This is a genomic window from Cutibacterium sp. KB22876, assembly GCF_059728865.1.
In genome coordinates, this window is the sequence record NZ_AP040858.1 from 839,105 (window position 1) to 859,524 (window position 20,420).

Here is a 20,420-nt window from a genome sequence, read left to right on the forward strand (position 1 = left end):
ATGGCACGGCCCGACCCGCTGCTGTGGCGGACCGGGATCCCGCTATGAGCACGCGGGTTCGTAGTGCCGCTGCCAGGGTCGGAAGTATTCGGGTACCGGACTTCCTTCTCGGTCTTGCGTTCATCGCCGGTCGCTATGACATTGGTCTTCCGGCTCCCATTGACGTTGGTCTAATTGCGGCGGCGATTCTCGTGGCAGCTTTTGTGCGCCCCACCGTCAATGTTCGCGGGCTCGGGTATTACCTCGTGTTCTGGTTCGGTGCGCTCGCCTGGGTCGTTGGCATATCCGTCCATCAGGGTCAACCGTGGATGCAGCGATCTTTTCGCTGGTTCCTGCTGGTGCTGTTCTCCGTGTGCATCGCTCAAGGCCGACTTCTCTGGAGATCCTTCATCGCCGGGTACGGGTTCGGGTTGATCTTCGTGAACATCCCCGCGAATTTCACGCCGCTGCGTTCCAGCGGATATGAAGGATATTTGGTTGGTTTTCTTGGCGACAAAAATGTTGCGGGCATGGTCTATGCAATCATTGGGATTGTAGTGCTGGGGATTTTGCGCTCCAGCGGATCACGTGCGGTTGCCGCCCTGCTTTTTGGTGCTGCACTCTTCGCCACCGGATCACGGACCTCGATGATGGCGTTCGCAGCTGGCGTTGTCTGGATTGTGATGAGGAATCGTCTTGGCCTCATCTTTCGTCTCTGTGTTGCACTCATTGGGTGGATCGGTATCCGGTACGTCGAGGAGAACTTTGCCGAGGCCGGTGTTTTCGCCACCAGATCCGGTACGGACTGGTTCAGGGACGTTATTGATGTCGCCACGATTGCCAAGGAACAGGCATCTCCGTGGTACGGGAGCGGTTTGGGCACAGCCTGGGTGATGGTCTTGGATGACCGAAGGGTGTTCTTCCATGATTCCTATGCAGCGCTGCGGGTTGAGGGAGGCATCCCTCTTCTTGTCGCTGTCGTCGGGCTTTTCGTCGTCGTGGTGTGGGGAGTTCTTGATCAGCGGATCAAGATCTCTGATGAGCAGCGAGTCGTGGAAGGCGCAGTAATCGCCATTCTCGTGTGTGCTTGGAAGCTGGGAGAGGTTTTCTTTGCCGCTCCAGCCTTCATCGTCATTGGAATAGCCCTGTGCGAGCGGTACGGAGTTCCGTGGCACAAGGAGAAAGACAAAGATGTCACAGGGGTTGATGGTTGGCCAGCTTATTCGTCCACAGTAATTGAAGGTCATGTGAGGAGCCAGAATGCGACCATCGGCAGCCGTCCTTGAGGACATGGCCGGACGACGGCACAGCCGCTGGGACGCCGCTGCGTTGATCAATCGAGGAGGGACGATATGACCAAGCTGCTCGTCGTGACGCCAAGCTTCCACGGTTACGGTCAGGCCATTGGCAGAGCCTTCGAGAAGAGGGGATATGAGGTCGTCGTCCATGAGTACGATGCAGCTCCGCCCATCGAGAAGGCCTGGAACAAGCTTCGGTACGAATTGCCGGCCAAGGTGCGCGGCCGGGCCGGGCACTTGTCGACCCAGATCGTCACCGCCAGGGCCGTCGAGCGCCTGCGCGAGGTCCATGCAGATTTGGTCCTTACCGTTCGCGGTGACGCGCTCGAGGCTGATTACTGGCAGGAACTGAGAGCTACCTCGCGGCATTCGGTCGTGTGGTTCTACGACGAGTTGCGTCGCATGACTCATGACATTGAGCTCGCCGCTGCGGTGTCAACCGTGGCCACCTACAGCCGGGGAGACGTCGCTCAGCTTCGGGAACAGGGGATTGAGGCCCATCATGTCCCGCTGGCCTTTAACTCAGAGACGGGAACCGAGGGCCATTGGCAGAAGGACGTCATCAGCTTCGTCGGGTCGAGTCTGCCCAAGCGCATGGAGATCCTGTCCGCCCTCGTCAACGACGGGGTTCCCGTGATGGCATACGGTAGGGACTGGTCGGACCACCCAGTTGACCGCTTGAGGACGTGGCGGCTGGGGTCATCCGGCATTCCGGCTGGCCGAGATGTCCGTCTTGGTCAGGCATACGCGATCATGCGGGATTCGGCGGCCACCCTCAATATCCACGGTGATCAGGACGGTTTCACGATGCGTACCTTCGAGGCGTGTGGGGTGGGTGCCGTCCAGATCATCGACAGGGATGACGTCAGCCAGTTCTATGAACCCGGTAAAGAAGTCCTGGTGCAACACAGCGCTGAGGAGACGCTTGAGATAGCCCGCATGGTGCTTGCCGACCGCAAGCGCATGGAATCCCTGCGTGAGGCTGCGAGGGCTCGCACGATGGCTGAGCACACCTTGGACCAGCGGGTTGCCGTTCTGGATGGATTGTGGTGATGCACATGGGTTCCACGGGTCTGGTGTTTCCCGAAGACCTCGATGCATGGCGGGAATGGTCGCGCAAACGTAACCGGGTGCGGTTCGGGCTGGCGTCTGCCAGAGCGTTTCTACGTCAGGGACCGCCGGCTCCGAGGCCGATGCTCTACCTGCCGGCCGAGAAACCCTCCGTTCTGGTGGTGCTCGACCAGGTTTCCGCGAGTTGTCGGTTCGCCACCGTTGATCCGCTGTCGCATCTTGACCCGGACCGAACCGCGGTGTTGTCGAGTCATTCGGAGGCTCGCTCTTTTGCTGCAGGTCACGTCCGCGCCATGGAGTGGCATCCCGACGCACCGCTGCCTCCCTCGATTGAGCAGATTCTGACCCTCGGGGCGTTCAACACGCTGGCCGCTGCCGTAAGGCCGTGGGCGCAGAGACATCATGCGCGTTTCTGCGTGATCCAGCATGGTCTCCTGACTCCGTGGGCCCCTCCGCTGAGTCCGGGGGATCACCTCTTCGCGTGGTCCGAGGCCGATGCCGAGTACCAGTGCGCGGGTCGTGCCGACGTAACCAGTGAGGTGGTGGGGTCTCAGATGTTGTGGAAGGCGTCGAGGCTGCCCAAGGCGGAACTCCAGGACGACACCCCGGTGATGCTGGGGCAGTTGCACGGGGCAGAGCTCGGCCGAGCTTCCAAACAACGCATCTACACCGAGTTCTGCAACTCCACGGGTGCCATTTACCGTCCGCATCCCAACGAGGCCGATGCCATTTCGCGCATCCAGCACCGCCTGATGACCCGTAGGGGGGTTGTCATAGAGTCGACCAGGAAGTCCTTGGTTGAGGAGGGACGACCGGTCGTCTCCATCTTCTCGACCGGAACTCTGGAGGCAGCGTGCCGAGGGTTGCCGGCCTGGGTTCACTATCCCGTTCCACCATCATGGATCGAGGATTTCTGGAGCCGGTATGGGCTGTCCCGATGGGGATCGTCTCCGACTCAGCCCTACGAATCTCCCGAGGTGGAACCGGCGCTCGCTGTTGCCAAGGCGCTGTCCTGCTGATCAGTCGTTGTCCGGCGGGGTCATCCGTCCCTCTGAACGGATGACCCCGTGTTTTTCATGATGCGGTGAACTCGCCTTGGGCACACCTGGCCAGGTGGTCAATGCGTTTCTGGAACTCAGCCTCCATTGAGTGTTCCAGCATGAATTTGATGCCGGTTTGGCGCGGTTGCTCGAGCATTTCAGGGTGATCGGCGAGTTGGGCAATCCTTGCGGCCAACGCGGCAATGTCGTTCATGCGTACAGTCCAGCCAAGCCCTTCCTTTGCCAAATCGTCCGAGACGAGGTTCTTGTACGACAGGAACGGGACACCACAGCCTGCAGCTTCCAGATAGGTTCCCGCGGGGTCCGACTGGCGGTGGGGCAGAACAGCGAGGTCGATGTCGCGCTGGAAGAAGGGCATCCACTCCTCGCTGAAATCGACCATGCCGTGGTTGATGATCGAGGGATCGCTATCGTCAACGAGATCGGCGAGAGCGCCACCGCCGAACAGGTGCAACTCGAGCGGGCGCCGAGTGAGTTCGCGAGCGTGGCGGAAGGCCTCCAGCGCGGCGTCAAACCCCTTTGGATACAACCAGCGTCCGGAGAATGCCAGTCGGAAGACATCGGAGTCCGTATGGGCGTCGCCGCGGACGTCATTGCGGCGCACTCGTGTGTCGTAGTACATGACGTAGCTGGGATTGACCCGACCATACGCCTCTGCTGCAGGGCGACCGTTCAGCTGCAGGCCTGCGGCTTTCCTGAGAGTCGAGCGCATATGTGGTTCCTTGCGAATCAGTCCGAAAGCCTGGCGAGCCGCATCGATATGGCTGTGCGCATTCGAGTGGGCCCATTGCAGGCGGGCGCGCAGGGGATTCTCAACGATGATCACGACGGGCATGGCATCGTGGAGGTGGGGGATCTCACGGTTCATGACGGTGAGATCCGTCAGGACGACATCAGGGTTGATGTCCCGCAACGTGGAAATTCGGTCGGGGGTAAGTGTCACATCGAATGGCAGTGATGCCGTGCTGCAAGTCGTCCCAGCCATCCCGGTGTGTTCCGTGCGAGTGGCCACGAGGACCATGTCTCCGTCCCACAGACGCGCATATTCCTCGAGCCCGGAGAGGGTTTTGGGCTCGATTGAGATTGAGTTTTCAGTTGCGTTTACAGGAAACGGCAGGGTGAGCGCAAGTGTTGGCATGATCCCTCTTTCGCGGACGATGCTTCAGAAAGCAGCTTCACGGGCTGGCCGGGTATGATTCGGGAGCCTGCGAGGTGAACGGGCAAGATACTGGGCGGGGCTCACCCCTTTTTTCCTGACAGGTCTCCCAGCGCCACCAGGTGGGCGAACTCCTCGCTCTGGGTCTGGACTTCCTCGAAGGTGCCGCTGGCGTCAATCTTCCCGTGCGAGAAGAAGATGACCTTGTCGACATTGCGGACGGTCGAAAGTCGGTGGGCGACGATGATCATCGTCATCTTTCCGTGCAGTGACTCGATCGTCTGGGTGATCCTGTGCTCGGTCTCGTTGTCGAGGGCGGAGGTTGCCTCGTCCATGATGAGCAATTCAGGTTCGCGGTACAGGGCACGGGCGATACCCACACGCTGCCTCTGCCCACCAGAGAGGCGGGATCCGCGCTCTCCGATCGCGGTGTCGACCCCGTCCGGGAGATCATCGATGAAGTCGTCCAGCTGGGCCTGCTTGATGACTCGGGACAATTTCGCCTCGTCGATCTCGTCGCGGGGCTGGTCGAAGGCGATGTTCTCAGCCAAGCTGGCGTCCAGGAGGAAGACCTCCTGTGGGACGACGGCGATGTTCTTGCGCCAGGACGCCATCGCCGAGGCGATGTCGGTGCCGTCGGAGCGGATGGCGCCGTCTGAGGGAGAGCGCAGTCCGAGGATGAGATCAATGAGAGTCGACTTCCCAGCGCCGGAGCTTCCGGCCAGGGCGACCGATTGGCCGACGGGAATGGTGAGCGAGATGTCGTCCAGGACGAGGGGTCCGTCCTCGTAGTGGAAGGAGAGATGGTCGACCGTGATTTCCTTCTCCAAGGCGAGGGGTGCCTCCGTCGTGGACGAGCGTTCGATGCGCAGGGCCTCGGCCGCACGGAGGTCATGGCTGAGGTCCTCCAGGCCGGGAAGACCCATGCGCATGGTGTTGAGAGCACCCAAGAGGGTCGAGATGCTTGGGAGGATCCGGAAGCTGGCTGCGCCGAGAACAGCGATCGAGGCCATCATGCTCTCGCCACCGGAGACCTGCATCGTCACGATGACCAGGATCGTGATGCCGATGACGAAGAGGACTTCCAGCAGATATCGCGGGAGGCTGCCGTAGAAGTTTCCGTCGCGACTGGCTCGTGCCGCACGGATCTGCGAGTCCTCGTAGTGATGAATGAAGTGGGGCTGGGACCCGCGGATGATGACCTCCCGGATACCGCCCAGCGCGTGCAGGGCGGCTTTGTATCCCGCTCTGGAAGCGGCGAGAGCCTCAGAGCCTGCGCGGATGGACCGCGGCTTGATGATGCGCGAGTAGATCAGGGCGGCTCCACCGATGTAGATGAAGGCGAAGAGAGATGGTAGCGGTGTTGCGATGAGAAGGGCGATGGCCACGAAGAGGATGGTGATTCCTGAGCTGATGGCGGACATCGCACCGCCCAGCAGGTAGGTGTACACCTGACCAACCGATGGGCCGAGAGTGTTCAGGAAGGAGACCGTCCCACGCTGTGCATGCAGTGAGAAGGGTGCGTCCAAGTAGTACTTCATCAGCTTCACGGATGCCTTGGCCTGGGTGGTGGTGATGAAGGTGCTCATCCACCAGCCGAAGAAGATGTTGAAGACGTCCTTGATGATGAAGCCCCCGAAAACCACTGCGCCCACCAATGCGATCGCGTGGCCACGGGACGAGTCTCCTGTAATAGATGCGGTCAGGTTCCCGATGGGTCCGATGGTGTGAAGATTTGCGCCCATGAGGAGCTGGAACAGAGGAGCGACGGCCATGACGGCTGTCATGTCAATGATGGAGGCAATGGATGAGCCAATGATGCCCATGACAGCTTTGCGTCTGGTTGGGTGGTCGTAGGCTAGGCGCAGCTGCTCCTTGCTCGGCATTGATCTCCTAGGTGATGCGTGACCTCGGCGGAGCCACGGTTGGTCTTGTGCGGTGTGTAGGCGCACTACTCTGGTTGGCTGGACATGTGTCCGGCAGACATGAGTTTAGAAGGGAATGTCGCATTGTCGCACATCGTCATGATGGGGGGAGGCCTGCCTCAGGTGGACCCTCCGAGCGCGGGAATGCGCTACTTCCGCGATGTGGCGAGAGTACATCGTCGGTGGGGCCAGGTCGTTGCCGTCGCCCCGTCGGATTCACTCGGCAAGGTTCTCGAGGATGTCCGCGGCGTGGTGCCTCCTCGACGTGAGCACCCTGCCGGTTCCATTCTTGACCGCGCCGAGTTGCCCGGACGGTTCGAGAACGCGATTCGGCGTCTTGATCCGGCCGCGTCCCCGATGCGCTGGCTGCCCTGGTTGCTCGATGGCGAGGGGCGTCGCCTGATCGAACAGGCCGACGTCATCGATCTTGAATGGCTGGAGTTCATACGTCTGGCCCCGATTCTGAAGCGTATGAATCCGCATGCACGTGTTGTGGGGACCTTCCATGACGTCATGAGCCAGCTCTTCTCTCGACGGGCCGACGAGACCTCGACATCTGCCGCACGGCTTCGCTGGAAAGCCATCACGGCATGGACGAGGATGCAGGAACGAGCGGTTCTCCGGCACCTCGATGCAGTGGTCACTCTCAACGAGAAGGATTCTGATCTGTTGCGTGAGCTCGGGGCGGCCGATGTGGAGGTCATCTGTCCTCCTCTAGGCATCAACGAGACTGCCCGTGAACCCGAGGGACACGAGGTGCTGGTCGTTGGCTATTACCGTCGCGACGTCAATGTCGAGGGAGCCCAGTGGTTGGTCGAACAGGTGTGGTCGGCCGTGCGAGCAGCGGTTCCCGATGCCACTCTCACTCTAGCTGGAGGCGACCCCGATGATCGTGTCAGCGCGCTCGCCTCGAGCGAGAACGGCATCAGCGTGACGGGGTGGGTTGACGACCTTGACCCTCTCTATGCCCGGGCTGCGGTGGTGGCGGTTCCACTTCTCATGGGATCAGGCGTCAAGTTCAAGACGATCGAGGCAATGTGTGCAGGGGTGCCAGTGGTCTCCACAACCATCGGCGCGGAAGGCGTCCACCGTTTCCAGGACTTCGGACTTGTCGCCGACGATCCGGATGACTTCGTGAATGCGCTGATCGAGACCCTCACCGATGGCGACCGCAGTGAGAAGAGAGCGGCCGAGGGCCGCGTCATCTCCCTCGACCACTACTCATGGGACTCCTTCGAGTGCAAGGTGGCGTCGGTCTTCCACCCGCAGAGATTCCCGGAGTGATCCAATTCCCGCAGTGATCGCCGCCGGGCAGGAACCGTCCGACCGTCATCCGCGAGGCTTGCGCAGACGGTTGATGATGCGGCTCGGGTGAGGCAGCCCGACACCCATCATCGCCGCGTACAGCGGGGAGGTCCGATAGCCGGTGTGGGGAGCCAGCCGTTTCGCGACGGCTGCCCGGCCCCTCATCGGCATGCCGGCTTTCCAAGACCTCATGAGGAGTTCCCAGAGTCGGGCGCGGATCCTCGCGTCGTGCTCGGGCCGCAGGCCTTCGGCATTGAGCAGCACCCGGGTCAGTGCATCGAGGAATCGAGGATTCTCTGATTCGAATTCTTGGTGCCCCAACGACGACTCCAGTTCACGGAACACGACCAGGGGCTCGTCAATCGACTCGAACTTCCACCGGGCCCCGAGGCGAGCCCACATGTCCAGGTCCTCGAAGAAGATCTGCGGATCGTAACCTCCGATCCGTTTGACGTAGTCGGTGCGAACCATCGCGGAGGGGGCCGGAATCCAGGCCGACTCGAGGACGGTGAGGAAGACGTCCCCAACACGCTCGGCGCGAGGTTTCCACCTGTAGAACTCGCTGAACCGCTCGGGTAGGCGCTCCATGTCTCCGTTTTCCCGCCATGCGTCGGAGTAGACGACGGCGTAGTCGTCCGGGAGAGTCTCGAACAGCTTGAGTTGGCGTTCGAGCCGGGTCGGCATCATGTAGTCGTCGGCAGAGATGTACGCGTAGTACTTCGTGTCGACCATGTCCAAGGCCTCGTTCAGTGTTCGGCACAGGCCGACATTGAAGCGGTGCGGTATGACGGTGGCGTTGAGGTCCGAGGCATCAGCGAAGCGTTCTGCAATCTGGACAGAGGAGTCCGAAGAGCGGTCATCGAGGATGATGACTCGACTAGGGCGCAGGGTCTGCTTCTCGATGGACTCGAGGCACTGGGAGATGTAGCGCTCGTGGTTGTATGACACCACGATGATTGTGACGAGGTCTCCGAGGTGATTGGTCATTTCAACAGCTCCGCGAGTTTGGATGCGGCGGGGGCCAGGGTTTCGTCCCAAGCCGTCGGAATATTGCCCTGCTGGGCGCGGGTCGCCCTCTCAATGTCGGTCATGCGTGCGACCTCGACCATCCGTTCCGCGAGTGCCTCGGGGGTGGGAGCACCCAGGCGAATCAGCCCGGAGTAGTGCTCGAGGTCGGTCTTCGTCTCCCATCTCGTCGTCACCACGGGAACCCCTGCCATCGCGAACTCGAGGGTCGGATAGTTCGGGTGCGGAGCAAGCATGGGGGACAGACACATGTCATAGGTGCCCAGCGAGGCGAAGTAGTCGTGGGCCGCCATCTTGCCGTGGCGGATGAGCTTGGTCCCGTTGCGGAACCTGACCTCGGGAACTTCGGTGCTGCCCGCGCAGTGGACCTCCCAGCCGGTCATCTCGGGTTGGCCCAGGGCGAGGTCAATGGCCGCCAGACCGGTGCGGAACAGGTTTCGTGCCACGCCGGGGCGTGCGTAGAAGAACAGCTTGTGGGGGTCATCAGGGCGTTGGGACCGTGGGATGGCTGGCAACTCCACAGCAGGTTCGAAGAAGCAGGCGTCCGATGCGTTGAAGTAGTCCTTCGTGGCGAAGAACTTCCGCAGCTCGGAGGTGTTGAAGATCGGTACGAACTTCCCGCTCAGGTAGCTGACCTCGGCGGCTACGAAGTCGTCGGAGTTGCTGTAGAAGATGGGTTCATAGTCCTGAATGAGGTAAACGAACTCTCGTTTCCGGTCCATCCTCGAGATGGCGACGGCGTCCCACCAAGCACTGACGACGACGATGTCGTCCTCGTGGAGGGGAAGAACATCGTTTGTCCGGTCGCGGATGTCAACCGAAGTCACCTTCACGGCGTCGGGAGTCAGCCCCAGGGCACGGAAGGTGTCGCACGCATTCGCGTTGGTGGCACCCATCGTCTGCGCGACGACCAGGGGCCTGCCCATTTGCTGTGCCAGTGCGGCCGCGACACGAAAGAGGGTGGCCATGCCACCGAAGATGGCGCTGGTGTCCAGGATGCCGAGAACGACGATCGACGGTTGCCGTGACGTTTCCTCGGTCTTGATCGGTCGTGTGAGACGACTGCAGCCGTCGAGGTATTGCTGCGCGGTGGGGCAGTCCAGCCCCTTCATCGCGAAGTCGATCTTGTGAGAGAGGGAAGCCTGGACCCAAGACATCCGCGATTCCGTGCTGTGGGCCGTAGCTCCAACAATACTGGCCGCCTTCCGCGAGGCGCGGAGCGCGAACTCAGTGAGGGTCGCTCGTGTATCCACTGTTCCTTCCTTCATCCATGGGGGTGAATTCCTCCGGCCACGTCTGCCAGTCCAGGACCGGAACAGCAGTCAGTTCCCCAACGGGCTTGTACCCGAAGTCGAAGTCGACGTCCTGATGGCCGAGGATGCAGTTCCACGTCTCCTCCACGCGGGTGTCGATGGTGTCGGCCATCTGCCACCAGTGGCCGTCGACTTCCTCGCCGAGATTCGCCATCCGAAGCCGCTCGGCACCCTGAAGGACCTTCCGGCGAAGCTGTTCCTTTGACCGCCACGGAAAGTGTGCCATGTAAAGATCCGAGTGGGAGCCGGGGTACCCGGGAAGGGCAACGTGATGGTTTCCTTCCTGCACCTCGATGAGGGGGTGGCTGCGATATGCGACCTTGGCGATCGGGTGGGGTTCGACCTGCATTCGCCACGTGTCGGAATCGTCATCGGTGGGATAGAAATTGTGGAGGGTCGCAGCGACGATGGGGTGGGTGTTTCGTGTGAAGAACTCCCGGAGGGACTCACCCGGTGCGAACCAGCGTTCGTCGGCGTCGAAGGGGATGATCCAGCGAGCCCCCGACAGCCAGGCCACCCGACTGAGCCAGGTCACCTTCGCCCCTTGGTAAAAGGGTTTGGTGGTGTCGCTCAAGACGGTGACCGGTAGGGTGCGGGACAGGTCGCGCAGGAGTTCGAACGTGCCGTCGGTCGACATGTTGTCGGCGATGAGGATGTGGTCGCACCCCTGGTCGAGATGGTGTCTGACGGTCGACTCGATGATGTCGACCTCGTTCAAGACCACCGAGACGGCCCACACCTGATCGCGGCGCCGCGGCCGGACGGGCGGCAACGTGCCCTTCATGCCACGAGCAACGGTCAGATCGCGTTCGCGTCGGTCCTTGTCCCTCCAATGCCCGAACACCCGGCGTGCCAGTTGCGCGTTTTGACGCACTGGTTCAGGTAATTGATTGACCACCGCAGTCCGTGCACCGTGCGGATTCATGGGCGCTCCTTCATGTCCGAAGCTCATTGAGGACTGTTCGTTCGTCGAGCCGAGACAGCATCGTCTGTGCTGCATGGTAGGCGGGAGGGATGACCGGAACACCGGTCACGTGGACGCCTTCATCGCATGTCGCACATCCTTGGAAAAGGTGTCCGGGGAGAACCTTTCGGCATGGTCGAGAACGGCGCGTTTCTCCACAGGGTTCTCGCGGAACGAGCGGACGGCCTGGACGACGGCGTCAGGAGTCGCAGAGTCGAAGAACTGTCCGGAGATGCCGTCGACGACGGTGTCCAGATATCCGCCCGCGTGCAGAGCCAGGCAGGGGGTTCCGAACGCGAAACCCTCGACGGGGGTCAAACCGAAATCCTCCTTGCTCGGCGCAATGACAGCAGCCGCGTGGGCGTAGGCCCACCGCAACTGGGCGTCACTGATGCCCTCGAAGAAGGATACGTTGGCCGGGGCGAGATCGTGCAATTCATCGCGCAATGGCCCTGACCCAATGATGACCAGGTGCTCGTCAGGCATGTCGGCGAAAGCGTGCAGCAGGACGTCGACATTTTTGTAGGGCATCAGCCGACTGACTGTCAGGAAGAACGATGGAAGGTTCTCCGACCCCGGTAGGGGCTCCTGTGGGCCGTCCGGATCCAACGAGTACGGGGGATGGACGACAGTCGCCTCGATGCCGTAGACGTCACGAATGCGGTCGCGAACTACGGTCGAGTTGCACAGGTATTCGTCGGCGGAAGCGGCAGCCTTCTGGTCCCAGCGTCGTAGCGGCGGGGTGAGGGCCTTGAGCACGATCCCCTTCGGGGAGCGCCACCACTGTCCGCCGAGGTAGTCGTCGGCCAGGTAGAGGAAACGGGCGGGGGAGTGGCAGTAGACCACCTTCCGGCAGTTCGGTGGGGTCTTGACCCCGTGCGCGAAACCGGTCGTCGAGACGAGAACGGTGTCCGTCCCCGCCGGCACCTCGGTGTGGTCGAAGGCCCAGTCGTAGAGCGGAAGACCGGCTCGAAAGTGGCGACGGAGCCATCCGATCCTGTTCAGCGGAGAGGTGATGACCTCATGAGTGGAGAACTCAGGGTAGGTGAGGTCCGATTCATACACCGATGTGATGATCGGGGCCTCCGGGAACATTCTGGCGAACTGGGTGACGACACGTTCTGCACCACCTCGTTGCGTGAGGTAGTCGTGGGCGATGGCGACGTGCGGGGCGCCCTGGTCGGGCTCCGGATCGACGTCAGCCAGGATCTCCGCGAGACGGGTGCGTCCGGCCTCGGGGGAGAAGTTCTCCTGCCAGCGGTCGTGAGCTGCGTCCAGGAGACCCTTGTCGTAGCCCTCGGCGGCCCTCTCGATGGCATCGGCCAGGCTGGTGGCGTCGTCCGCTCGCGCCACGAAGGGATGATCGGGGCCGGCGACCTCCTGCAGTGCCCCGGCATCGGTGAGGACGAAGGGGCAGCGCGCCGACATTGCCTCGGAGACGACAAGGCCGAAGGGCTCGGGCCATACAGATGGGAAGACCGAGAGATCGACTGAGGAGAAGAACTCGTCACGGTCCATCCAGCCGCGGTGGTCGACGAGGTCGCCCAGACTCGCGATGCGACGGGCGACGAGTTGGGCGTCGGCCGGGTCGACGAACCGGGATTCCCCGGCCAGCAGTAGCCTGAATCGCCCAGGGTGTCGGCGCTTCAACTCGGCCATCGCCTCGCACAGTCGCGGGACCCCCTTGTCGGATGACAGTCGACCGAGGAATCCGACTGTGACGGTGCCCTCCACCGGGCGAGGAGCACGGTGGCGTGCTGGGGGATTCCAGTTCCACATCACCCGAGCATCGAAGACTGCCTCAGCCATTGACGCCGAGGGAACGACCGTTGCCAGAGCCCCGTGACGGGCCACGACGGCCAGGGCGCGCAGCTTGCCGAGTGGCCGCTGATGCAGGTGGACGACCCGGTCGGGGTGCCCCGAGGTGGCGAAGGCCGGGCGCAGCCCGTTGCACCACAGCAGCCCGGTGCGCTCACGCGCGTCCCAGCGACGCAGATTCTCCAGGTACTTCACGGTGGTGTCGCCGTGGATGGCGATGACCCGGAAACCCCGCTTGCGGGCTTCCGCAACAACGTCGCCGGGAGTCTGGGGTGCAACGATGGTGACGTCGCGTCCCAATTCACGGGCGGCCTCGGCGATGGCCAGCATCATGACCTCCCCGCCGCCCATCGTGCCTTGGTTGGAGGCGATGGTGAAGGTGTTCATCCCGCGACCTTCCGGTAGATCTCGGAGATACGCTCGGCCATTCCTGCCACGGTGGGAATGGCGTCGGTCAGGGTGGGACGGTTGTCTAGATGGAGCCCCTGGCGAATGGCAACCTTCGCGAGTGACTCGGCGTCGTCAGCCTCGGCGATGCACCGGGGTGGAATGATCTCGGGATTGCCCCCGACCGGGCTCGCTGCCACGCCCATTCCGAAGGCGAGGGCGTCGAGCAGGGTGTAGGAGCAGTTGTCCGACTTCGAGGGCTGCACGATGACGTCATGGCTGGCCATCGCCTCGTCCGGGTCGGCGAAGCCGGGGAAACTCACCTTGTCGTCGAGACCCAGACGGTGGGCCAGAGTCTTGAGGGAAGTGTCCTCCTCCCCAGTGCCGGCAACCGTCAGGGTCGCCTCCGGATGCTCACGGGTGATGTGCTCGAAGGCGCGAATCGTCGCGGAGATGTTCTTCTCCTTCGACAGCCGCGCCAGGGACAGCAGCCTCAGACCGGGCTCGCGGGGCGGCAGGGTGGCGGGACGGTCGACACCGTTGAGCACGACTGTGATCGGTACCTTGGTGTGCCACTGGTGACGCATTTCCCGTTCTGTCGCCTGAGACACGGCGACGACATGGGCGAATCGGTGCAGCCGGACACGGTGGGCTGTCTCCATGAAGACTGCCGAAGCCCGGTTCGAGTGGTACATGAACCGGTCCGTCGGGATGGTGTGCTCGGTCGAGACCAGCTTCACCCCGGTGCCCACCGAGGCCATCGTTGCCAGAAAATCGGCCTCGGCCAGGTGGGAGTGGACGATGTCAGGCCCGAGTTGCTGAATCGTCGCGCGCAAGGATCGGACCGCGGTCCCGGTCTCGACGGGAAGGTCGACGACCTCGACGTCCATCTCCCGGAGCCTGTCGGCGAGAGGGCCGGAGGGGCATGAGACGACCATCCGCCAGCCGGGAATCCCGACCTGAGCGACGTCGAGGACATGTCGGGCCACCCCGGCGAGGCTGCTCACCGGGGACACCCACAGGGCGGTCGGTCGGTTCATCAAAACCACTGCTCCAGGCGCTCGAGGGCCGTCCAGAATCCCTCACCGTTGTTGACGTGGCCCTGCCAGATCTCCGGGATGAAGGTGACCTCGGGGGCCAGCTCGTCGAGCTGTTTGGCGGTCATCGGCCAGTCGATCTCGCCCTCACCGATCTGCGGGCCCTCGCCGTCGACACCTTCGGCGTCGACGATGTGCAGGTGGTCGCTGAGCGGCGCCAGCTTGGCCACGTACTCGCTGAACGGGATCTTGTTGAAATTGGCCGCCAGCTTGGAGTGGGACAGGTCGAAGGTGAGACGACGCCCGTACTGCTGGCAGAACTCGACGGTGTCGTCGAGACCCATGAAGAGGTTGTGGTGCTGCTGACCGCCCATGAGCCACGGGTAGGGCGGCAGGGTCTGCGAGGTCAGACGGACACCGTCCTCGTCGATCCGCTCGAGGGCCTGGGCGATCCGGGCGTACATGGCCGGGCGTTCTTCAGGGGCCACGAAGGCGTCCTTGGTGAACCCACCCATGGTGCAGATGACGACCGGGGGCTCATCGGCGTCGAACCACGTGTCGAGGTCACGGGCGATCTGGATGACCTTCTGCACCTCGACGATCGAGCGCTCCCAGATGTCCTCGTCGGGGGAGGCCAGGTTGATGATGAAATCGCCGGCGTAGAGGTCCGGGCAGTGGACGGTGTAGGTCATGCCGTCGAACTTGCGGTGCTCGAAGGCCTCGGCGATCTGCTCGGCCGTCATCTCCACGTCCTTGTAGGACAGGTGGAACTCTAGGAAATTTGGGTTGGTCTCGGAGTGGGACAGCAGCTTGCGGGCGTCGTGGTAGCGCACCGGCAGGCCCCACGGGCGACGGAAGGTGTAGTTGCGACCCTGGGCGACGGCGTCGGTCAGGTCGGTGTCATAGAAGAAGTCACCGGCGTCGATGTCGCGACGCATGGTGCGACCGACCAGCTCGTCGAGGTGGTTGGGCTGCAGCCCGCGGCCTGGGGACTTGACGGCCACGGCGTCCCGGGTGATGACCTCGCCGTTGTGCAGGGCTCGGGTGGACACCAAGGACTTGGCGAGGTTGGCGCGGTTCATCATCTCGCCGGTCGACACCGCGCGGGCCTTGTCCGTGCCCAGGGCCAGCTCGACCTCACGGATGCGGACGACCATCTCGGCGAACTCCTCGGGAAGCAGGGAGACCTGATGGTCGTTGCCCTCGAGGGTCTTGTCGATGGTGAAGTGCTTCTCGATGATGTGGGCGCCACGGGCCACCGCGGCGATCGGCACGTGGTAGCCACGCTCATGGCCGGAGTAACCGACTGGGCAGTTGCCCAGGACGGCCAGACGATCCATGTAACGCAGGTTGACGTCCTTGAAGGGGGCCGGGTAGGTCGACTGGCACTGCAGCAGGGCGAACTGGGCACCGGCACGACGCAGTACGTCGACCGACCCGAGGATCTCGTCCTCGGTCGACATACCGGTGGAGACCAGCATCGGCAGGTGCTCGGCGGCGCAGGCGCGCAGCAGGGAGTGGTTGGTCATGTCGGCGCTGGCGATCTTGAGAGCCGGGACGCCGTAGTCGGCCAGCACCTTGAGGCTGGGTAGGTCCCACGGGGTGCAGAAAGCGTCGATGTCGACGGCCTTGCAGTGATCGAAGACGTCGATCATCTGCTCGGGGCTCAGCGAGAACTTGGCCAGCAGGTTGAGGGTGTACTGGGCGCCAAGGTCCTCACCGGCTGTGGCGCCACCGGCCTGACGGTAGAGGGCATCCATGTCACGCAGCTGGAACTTGACGGCATCGGCACCAGCCTCCCTGGCCAGATCGACCAGATGCTTGGCCAGCTTGACGTCACCCTGGTGGTTGTTGCCGATCTCGGCGATGAGCAGGGAGGGATGACCCTCACCGATGGTGTGGCGACCAATGGTCATCTCGGCGGCACCCTCGGTGGCGACGGCGGCCAAGTGGCCACGCTCGTCGACCAGCGGGATGACCTCAACACCCGGGCGGAACAGCCCGGAGATGGCCGCGACATCAGCGCCGAGGTTGGCACGTATGCAGTCCTTGTTGGCAGCAGCCTGCACCGGGGTCGTCATGTCGCCGGCGCCCTCGGAGGTGATCCAGCGACGGAAGTCACCGTCGGAGAAGGACCCGGTGAGCATGCCGTGCTCGTCGACGCAGAAGACGATGCCCGACTTGTTGTCGGTGATCTTCGTCAGCGCGGCGAGGACGGTGTCCTCGCCGAAGACGGTGAAGGGGGTGGTCTGGCGGTTGATGATCATGGGATGAGGTGGCCTCTTCCTGGGATGCGGATCGTGGGGGTCAGTGGGCGAGCCGGGAGAGCTCAGCGGCTGCAATGCCGAAGTCGTGCGGGGAGTCGATGTCGATTCCCTCGATGGGATCCATCACGAACAACTCGATCTGGCCGCCGAGACGATTGTGATCACGCTGGTAGATCTCGGTCCTGGTCAGGTACAGCGACCCGGTCTCCCGGTAACGCAGTTGCTCAGGGGTCATGTCCTGGCGTCGGGGGCGGTTCTCGTACGGGTAGTGTGCGACGACCCCCGGCTCCTTCTGCCAGATGAAGATCGGTTCGGGGACCACACCGACCATGGAGTCGGCGCCAGAGGCCGCGAACTCCTCCAGGGCGCGTCCCATGGTGGTGGGCAGGCGCAGCGGGGAGGTCGCTTGCAGCAGCATCACCTGGTCAGGGCGTCGTCCCTGCTCGATGAGGACGTCGATGGCGTGCTCGACGACGGGTTCAGTGGCTGTGGTGTCCTGGGCCAGTGCATCAGGACGCTCGATCACTCCAGCACCCGCCTTGCGGGAGACCGCTGCGATCTCGGCATCCTCGGTGGACACGTAGACGTCCAGGCCAGGTGTGGCCAGGGCCTGTTCGATGGTCCACACCAGCAGGGGCTTGCCGGCAAGATCCTTGAGATTCTTGCGCGGAATCCCCTTCGACCCGCCCCGGGCCGGGATGATGGCAAGGGTGCTCGGGCTCATCGGTCCTCCTGAGAGTTGCTCGTCATGCCGTGCTGGCTCAGTTCGTCGAGGGCATCGTCCCAGGCTGAGGCCTTCGCCCCGGGCTTGTCCCAGCCGGAGACGATGAAATCCTTGACGGCGTCGGGGGTCGACCAGGTCGGCTGGGGGACGCCCAGACCTTTGGAAAGCGACATGTCGGCGCAAGCATGATCAATGTCCCCGGCGCGCACGACGTCGACGTGGGTGATGCCGGCCTCGCGATGAACAGGGGCGCCGTCGATGCAGTACTGGGCCAGCTCGGTGAGAGTGGTGCGCACACCGGAACCGGCGTTGAGGATCTGGGGAGACCCCAGTTCCGGCAGGTTCTTGACGGACCACACGATCATCCGGGCAAGGTCGTCGACGTGAATGAAGTCACGGGTCTGGGTGCCGTCTCCGTAGACCGTGATCGGACGGTCCTCCTTGAGCATCGCCAGCCATGCCGCCAACACCCCGGTGTATGGGTTGTGGAGCGCCTGGCCGGGGCCGATGACGTTCTGCGGACGGTAAATCGTCACCGGAACCCGGTCGGCGATCTCAGCCAGGATGTGCTCCCCCTCAGACTTCGTCTCGCCGTAGACGCTCACCGGGCAGTGGTCATCGGATTCGCGGGAGTCCTCGGGAACGGCGTCGGGGCTTGACGGGGTGCCGTACGCGATGGTCCCGTCGGGCAGGCGCCAGCGACCGCAACCATAGACGGCGCGTGAACTCGTCATGATGACCGGGCAGCCCCACGTCAGCGCCGACTCGGCAGCCAGACGGGTGCCGTTTACATTGACCCGGCGGTAACGCTCCGTCTGGTACATCGACTGGGCGGTGCCGGTCTCGGCCGCCAGGTGGATGATGAGGTCCGGTCGGTCCAGGCTGGCCCAGGTCTCGGGCTCGCAGACGTCCTTCTCGATGACCTGGCCGGGGAAACGCCCCCGGTCGGCGTCGATGTCGGTGTGAGTCTGCGGTTCGAGGATGTCGACGGCGACGAGTTCGTCATCAGGTAGACGACGAGCAACGCGCTGGCCGATGAAGCCGGCCCCTCCGGTAATGACGATCTTCACTGGTGTGTGCACCTCTCGGATGGTTCGCGGTGGGAACGGTTGGACGATGTGGGAGACCCCTGCCTGAGGTGATGGAAGCACGCCGCGATTCCAGCTCCCGCCCAGCCGCCAACAGCATTCTCGACGGCGTTGGAGATGAGAGGGCGACGGCCCAACTGAGGCAGGACGTATTGGGCCGATTCGGAACAGATACCAATGATCGTGGCGGCAATGCCCCACATCCACCAGCGCATTTTCGGCCAGCCGAGGCTGGCCAACAGCGTCAGAGGAAAGAGCATGAACACGTTGAGGGCGTGATCACCGACCATGGCGACCTGGTCGCCATTCAGGGGGTGTGCTCCGATGGGCGTGACTCCACCAGTGAGGCGGTAGCCGATCCGCCATTTCAGGGTTCCGATTCGGGCTCCCATCGGTGCTATGACCCCGACTGCGGCGACGAGAAGGTAGAGCCACGTCAGGGCTCGTGCCACATGCTGAGTTCGGGTGACCATCAGTACGCTCCCGAGGAGGTGAGCACCGCGCGGAAGGTCTTCACGAGGATGCTGGCGTCCTGCAGGATCGACCAGTTGTCCACGTAGTAGAGGTCGAGACGGACGGTGTCCTCCCAGGACAGGTCGGAGCGTCCGGACACCTGCCACAGGCCGGTCACGCCGGGGCGCACGTCGAGACGACGACGCACGTGAGACTCGTAGGCGGCCACTTCATTCTCCAATGCTGGACGAGGGCCGACGAGGGACATGTCTCCACGCAGCACGTTGTAGAACTGCGGGATCTCGTCGATGGAGTAGCGACGGTGGAATTTGCCGCACTTGGTGATGCGCGGATCGTCCTTCATCTTGAACAGGACGCCGTCCGACTCGTTCTTGTCGGCCAGCATCTTGGCCTTGACCTCGTCGGCATTGACGACCATCGAGCGCAGCTTGTAGCACTCGAAGATCTCACCCTTGCGCCCAACTCGACGCTGCTTGTAGAAGACGGGACCACCATCTTCGCACTTGATGGCAATGCCGGCTATGAGGAGGATCGGTGAGGTGACGATGAGGAGGAGCAAGGAGCCGATGATGTCGAAGAATCTCTTGAGCCATCCCCCAGCACGCTCGGCCTGCGGCTTCTCGATGTGAACCAGCGGCATGCCGGCGACCGGGCGGATCGTCATGCGCTGCGAGGAGATGTCCGTCAGCGCCGGGACGATGATGAGCTCGGTCTCCTGGCCCTCCAGAGCACGCGCCAACTGGTTGAACTGGTAAGCCCGGGAGAAGGATCCCTCGGCGAAGATGACGGCGGACGCCTTGGTGTGTTGGGCGACGGCGACGACATCCCTTGGTTCACCCAGCACCGGGACACTCATGACCTGACAGCTTTCCTGGCCACGCGTCAGGACGCCAATGACGTCATACCCGAGCCACCGCTCACGTTGTAGGACCTTGGTCAGGTCATCGATGTGGGCACAGTCTCCCGCGATGACGACGCTGCGGCGGAACCGCCCGCGGCGCCTCTCGTGGTGCAACCAGCGCCTCATGAAGAATCGTTCCAGTAACAGCGCCGGAATCCCGAAGAGGAACAGCAGGAAGTAGAAACCGCGGGAGAGCGGGTACATGAAGAGGTATGCCGAGACGCCGAGCAAAGCTGCGGTGACGGTGGACCCGGCCAGGACAGCGCGGTACTGGGCCATACCGGCATCGAGATACTTGGTGCGGTAAGCGCCGATGGCTCCCATGATCGTCAGCCAGGCCGCTGCGATGACTCCAGCGAGGGGAATGACATTGTTGTCGACGTCGGTGGCTGTCGGGAACACCGTCATTGATGTTCGTGCTCGTACCGCGACGACGAGGACCACGCCGATGACGATGATGTCAGCCACGATGGTACGCGCGCGATATTGGCGAAGATGGTCCCAAAGGTGGCGTCGTTGGGGGGTTTGTCGGGGTTTCACGGATGTCACGGAGGAGGTTGGCTCGCTCATGACGTCGATCACGGACAGTCCATTCCTCTCGTTCGGGGGCCGTGAAAGGACGGATT

Annotated in this window: 16 protein-coding genes; 4 read left to right on the forward strand and 12 right to left on the reverse strand. The window is 62.9% G+C overall.

The window, feature by feature from the left end; all coding sequences use genetic code 11:
- Positions 1 to 44: 44 nt before the first annotated feature.
- From AC6I1W_RS03760 to AC6I1W_RS03770, 3 genes are all read left to right on the forward strand, one after another.
- Positions 45 to 1,265: an O-antigen ligase family protein gene (locus AC6I1W_RS03760; protein WP_270237493.1), complete on the forward strand. Its 1,221-nt coding sequence runs from the start codon at positions 45 to 47 to the stop codon at positions 1,263 to 1,265.
- Between the two features lie 66 nt (positions 1,266 to 1,331).
- A complete protein-coding gene (locus AC6I1W_RS03765) occupies positions 1,332 to 2,330 on the forward strand; it encodes a CgeB family protein (RefSeq protein ID WP_270237495.1) in 999 nt (332 codons plus the stop codon).
- A gap of 5 nt (positions 2,331 to 2,335) precedes the next feature.
- Positions 2,336 to 3,367, forward strand: a complete 1,032-nt coding sequence (locus AC6I1W_RS03770; protein ID WP_036976409.1) for a hypothetical protein — start codon at positions 2,336 to 2,338, stop codon at positions 3,365 to 3,367.
- A gap of 55 nt (positions 3,368 to 3,422) precedes the next feature.
- On the opposite strand, the gene AC6I1W_RS03775 is transcribed toward AC6I1W_RS03770, so the two are convergent.
- Complete coding sequence (locus AC6I1W_RS03775) at positions 3,423 to 4,352, reverse strand: glycosyltransferase (RefSeq protein WP_497743521.1); 930 nt, start codon at positions 4,350 to 4,352, stop codon at positions 3,423 to 3,425.
- A 296-nt stretch (positions 4,353 to 4,648) separates the two neighbouring features.
- Positions 4,649 to 6,451, reverse strand: coding sequence for an ABC transporter ATP-binding protein (locus AC6I1W_RS03780; protein WP_270237497.1), 1,803 nt, complete (start codon positions 6,449 to 6,451; stop codon positions 4,649 to 4,651).
- A gap of 99 nt (positions 6,452 to 6,550) precedes the next feature.
- Between AC6I1W_RS03780 and AC6I1W_RS03785 the strand changes: the two genes are divergently transcribed.
- Positions 6,551 to 7,774 (forward strand): glycosyltransferase family 4 protein, encoded by a 1,224-nt coding sequence (locus tag AC6I1W_RS03785; RefSeq protein WP_270237498.1) that lies wholly within the window; start codon positions 6,551 to 6,553, stop codon positions 7,772 to 7,774.
- A gap of 45 nt (positions 7,775 to 7,819) precedes the next feature.
- On the opposite strand, the gene AC6I1W_RS03790 is transcribed toward AC6I1W_RS03785, so the two are convergent.
- The 10 genes from AC6I1W_RS03790 to AC6I1W_RS03835 form a co-directional block, all read right to left on the reverse strand.
- Positions 7,820 to 8,782 (reverse strand): glycosyltransferase family 2 protein, encoded by a 963-nt coding sequence (locus AC6I1W_RS03790; RefSeq protein WP_221268673.1) that lies wholly within the window; start codon positions 8,780 to 8,782, stop codon positions 7,820 to 7,822.
- A complete protein-coding gene (locus AC6I1W_RS03795) occupies positions 8,779 to 9,978 on the reverse strand; it encodes a rhamnosyltransferase WsaF family glycosyltransferase (protein ID WP_493536901.1) in 1,200 nt (399 codons plus the stop codon). Before AC6I1W_RS03795 ends, AC6I1W_RS03790 begins: the two co-directional genes overlap by 4 nt.
- 70 nt (positions 9,979 to 10,048) lie before the next feature.
- Positions 10,049 to 11,059, reverse strand: coding sequence for a glycosyltransferase family 2 protein (locus tag AC6I1W_RS03800; protein ID WP_284950339.1), 1,011 nt, complete (start codon positions 11,057 to 11,059; stop codon positions 10,049 to 10,051).
- Between the two features lie 105 nt (positions 11,060 to 11,164).
- Entirely contained in the window at positions 11,165 to 13,303 is a 2,139-nt protein-coding gene (locus AC6I1W_RS03805; protein WP_270236876.1) for a glycosyltransferase family 4 protein, read from the reverse strand.
- Entirely contained in the window at positions 13,300 to 14,343 is a 1,044-nt protein-coding gene (locus AC6I1W_RS03810; protein WP_270236874.1) for a glycosyltransferase family 4 protein, read from the reverse strand. The genes AC6I1W_RS03805 and AC6I1W_RS03810 overlap by 4 nt, the downstream gene beginning before the upstream one ends.
- Positions 14,343 to 16,607 carry an N-acetylneuraminate synthase family protein gene (locus AC6I1W_RS03815; protein WP_270236872.1) on the reverse strand — a complete coding sequence of 755 codons (2,265 nt, stop codon included), beginning with the start codon at positions 16,605 to 16,607 and terminating at the stop codon, positions 14,343 to 14,345. Before AC6I1W_RS03815 ends, AC6I1W_RS03810 begins: the two co-directional genes overlap by 1 nt.
- A 40-nt stretch (positions 16,608 to 16,647) precedes the next feature.
- On the reverse strand, positions 16,648 to 17,331 hold the full coding sequence (locus tag AC6I1W_RS03820; protein WP_270236871.1) for an acylneuraminate cytidylyltransferase family protein: 684 nt from the start codon (positions 17,329 to 17,331) through the stop codon (positions 16,648 to 16,650).
- Entirely contained in the window at positions 17,328 to 18,413 is a 1,086-nt protein-coding gene (locus tag AC6I1W_RS03825) for an NAD-dependent epimerase/dehydratase family protein (RefSeq protein ID WP_270236869.1), read from the reverse strand. The genes AC6I1W_RS03820 and AC6I1W_RS03825 overlap by 4 nt, the downstream gene beginning before the upstream one ends.
- Entirely contained in the window at positions 18,398 to 18,892 is a 495-nt protein-coding gene (locus AC6I1W_RS03830) for a VanZ family protein (RefSeq protein ID WP_270236867.1), read from the reverse strand. Before AC6I1W_RS03830 ends, AC6I1W_RS03825 begins: the two co-directional genes overlap by 16 nt.
- Complete coding sequence (locus AC6I1W_RS03835) at positions 18,892 to 20,262, reverse strand: sugar transferase (protein WP_270236865.1); 1,371 nt, start codon at positions 20,260 to 20,262, stop codon at positions 18,892 to 18,894. Before AC6I1W_RS03835 ends, AC6I1W_RS03830 begins: the two co-directional genes overlap by 1 nt.
- Positions 20,263 to 20,420: the final 158 nt, after the last annotated feature.

Bases quoted from the DNA above. Each gene is read 5' to 3' on its own strand.
- AC6I1W_RS03760 (WP_270237493.1), top strand. From the start codon at position 45: ATGAGCACGCGGGTTCGTAGTGCCGCTGCCAGGGTCGGAAGTATTCGG.
- AC6I1W_RS03765 (WP_270237495.1), top strand. From the start codon at position 1,332: ATGACCAAGCTGCTCGTCGTGACGCCAAGCTTCCACGGTTACGGTCAG.
- AC6I1W_RS03770 (WP_036976409.1), top strand. From the start codon at position 2,336: ATGGGTTCCACGGGTCTGGTGTTTCCCGAAGACCTCGATGCATGGCGG.
- AC6I1W_RS03780 (WP_270237497.1), bottom strand. From the start codon at position 6,451: ATGCCGAGCAAGGAGCAGCTGCGCCTAGCCTACGACCACCCAACCAGA.
- AC6I1W_RS03785 (WP_270237498.1), top strand. From the start codon at position 6,551: ATGAGTTTAGAAGGGAATGTCGCATTGTCGCACATCGTCATGATGGGG.
- AC6I1W_RS03790 (WP_221268673.1), bottom strand. From the start codon at position 8,782: ATGACCAATCACCTCGGAGACCTCGTCACAATCATCGTGGTGTCATAC.
- AC6I1W_RS03795 (WP_493536901.1), bottom strand. From the start codon at position 9,978: ATGTCTTGGGTCCAGGCTTCCCTCTCTCACAAGATCGACTTCGCGATG.
- AC6I1W_RS03800 (WP_284950339.1), bottom strand. From the start codon at position 11,059: ATGAATCCGCACGGTGCACGGACTGCGGTGGTCAATCAATTACCTGAA.
- AC6I1W_RS03805 (WP_270236876.1), bottom strand. From the start codon at position 13,303: ATGAACACCTTCACCATCGCCTCCAACCAAGGCACGATGGGCGGCGGG.
- AC6I1W_RS03810 (WP_270236874.1), bottom strand. From the start codon at position 14,343: ATGAACCGACCGACCGCCCTGTGGGTGTCCCCGGTGAGCAGCCTCGCC.
- AC6I1W_RS03815 (WP_270236872.1), bottom strand. From the start codon at position 16,607: ATGATCATCAACCGCCAGACCACCCCCTTCACCGTCTTCGGCGAGGAC.
- AC6I1W_RS03820 (WP_270236871.1), bottom strand. From the start codon at position 17,331: ATGAGCCCGAGCACCCTTGCCATCATCCCGGCCCGGGGCGGGTCGAAG.
- AC6I1W_RS03830 (WP_270236867.1), bottom strand. From the start codon at position 18,892: ATGGTCACCCGAACTCAGCATGTGGCACGAGCCCTGACGTGGCTCTAC.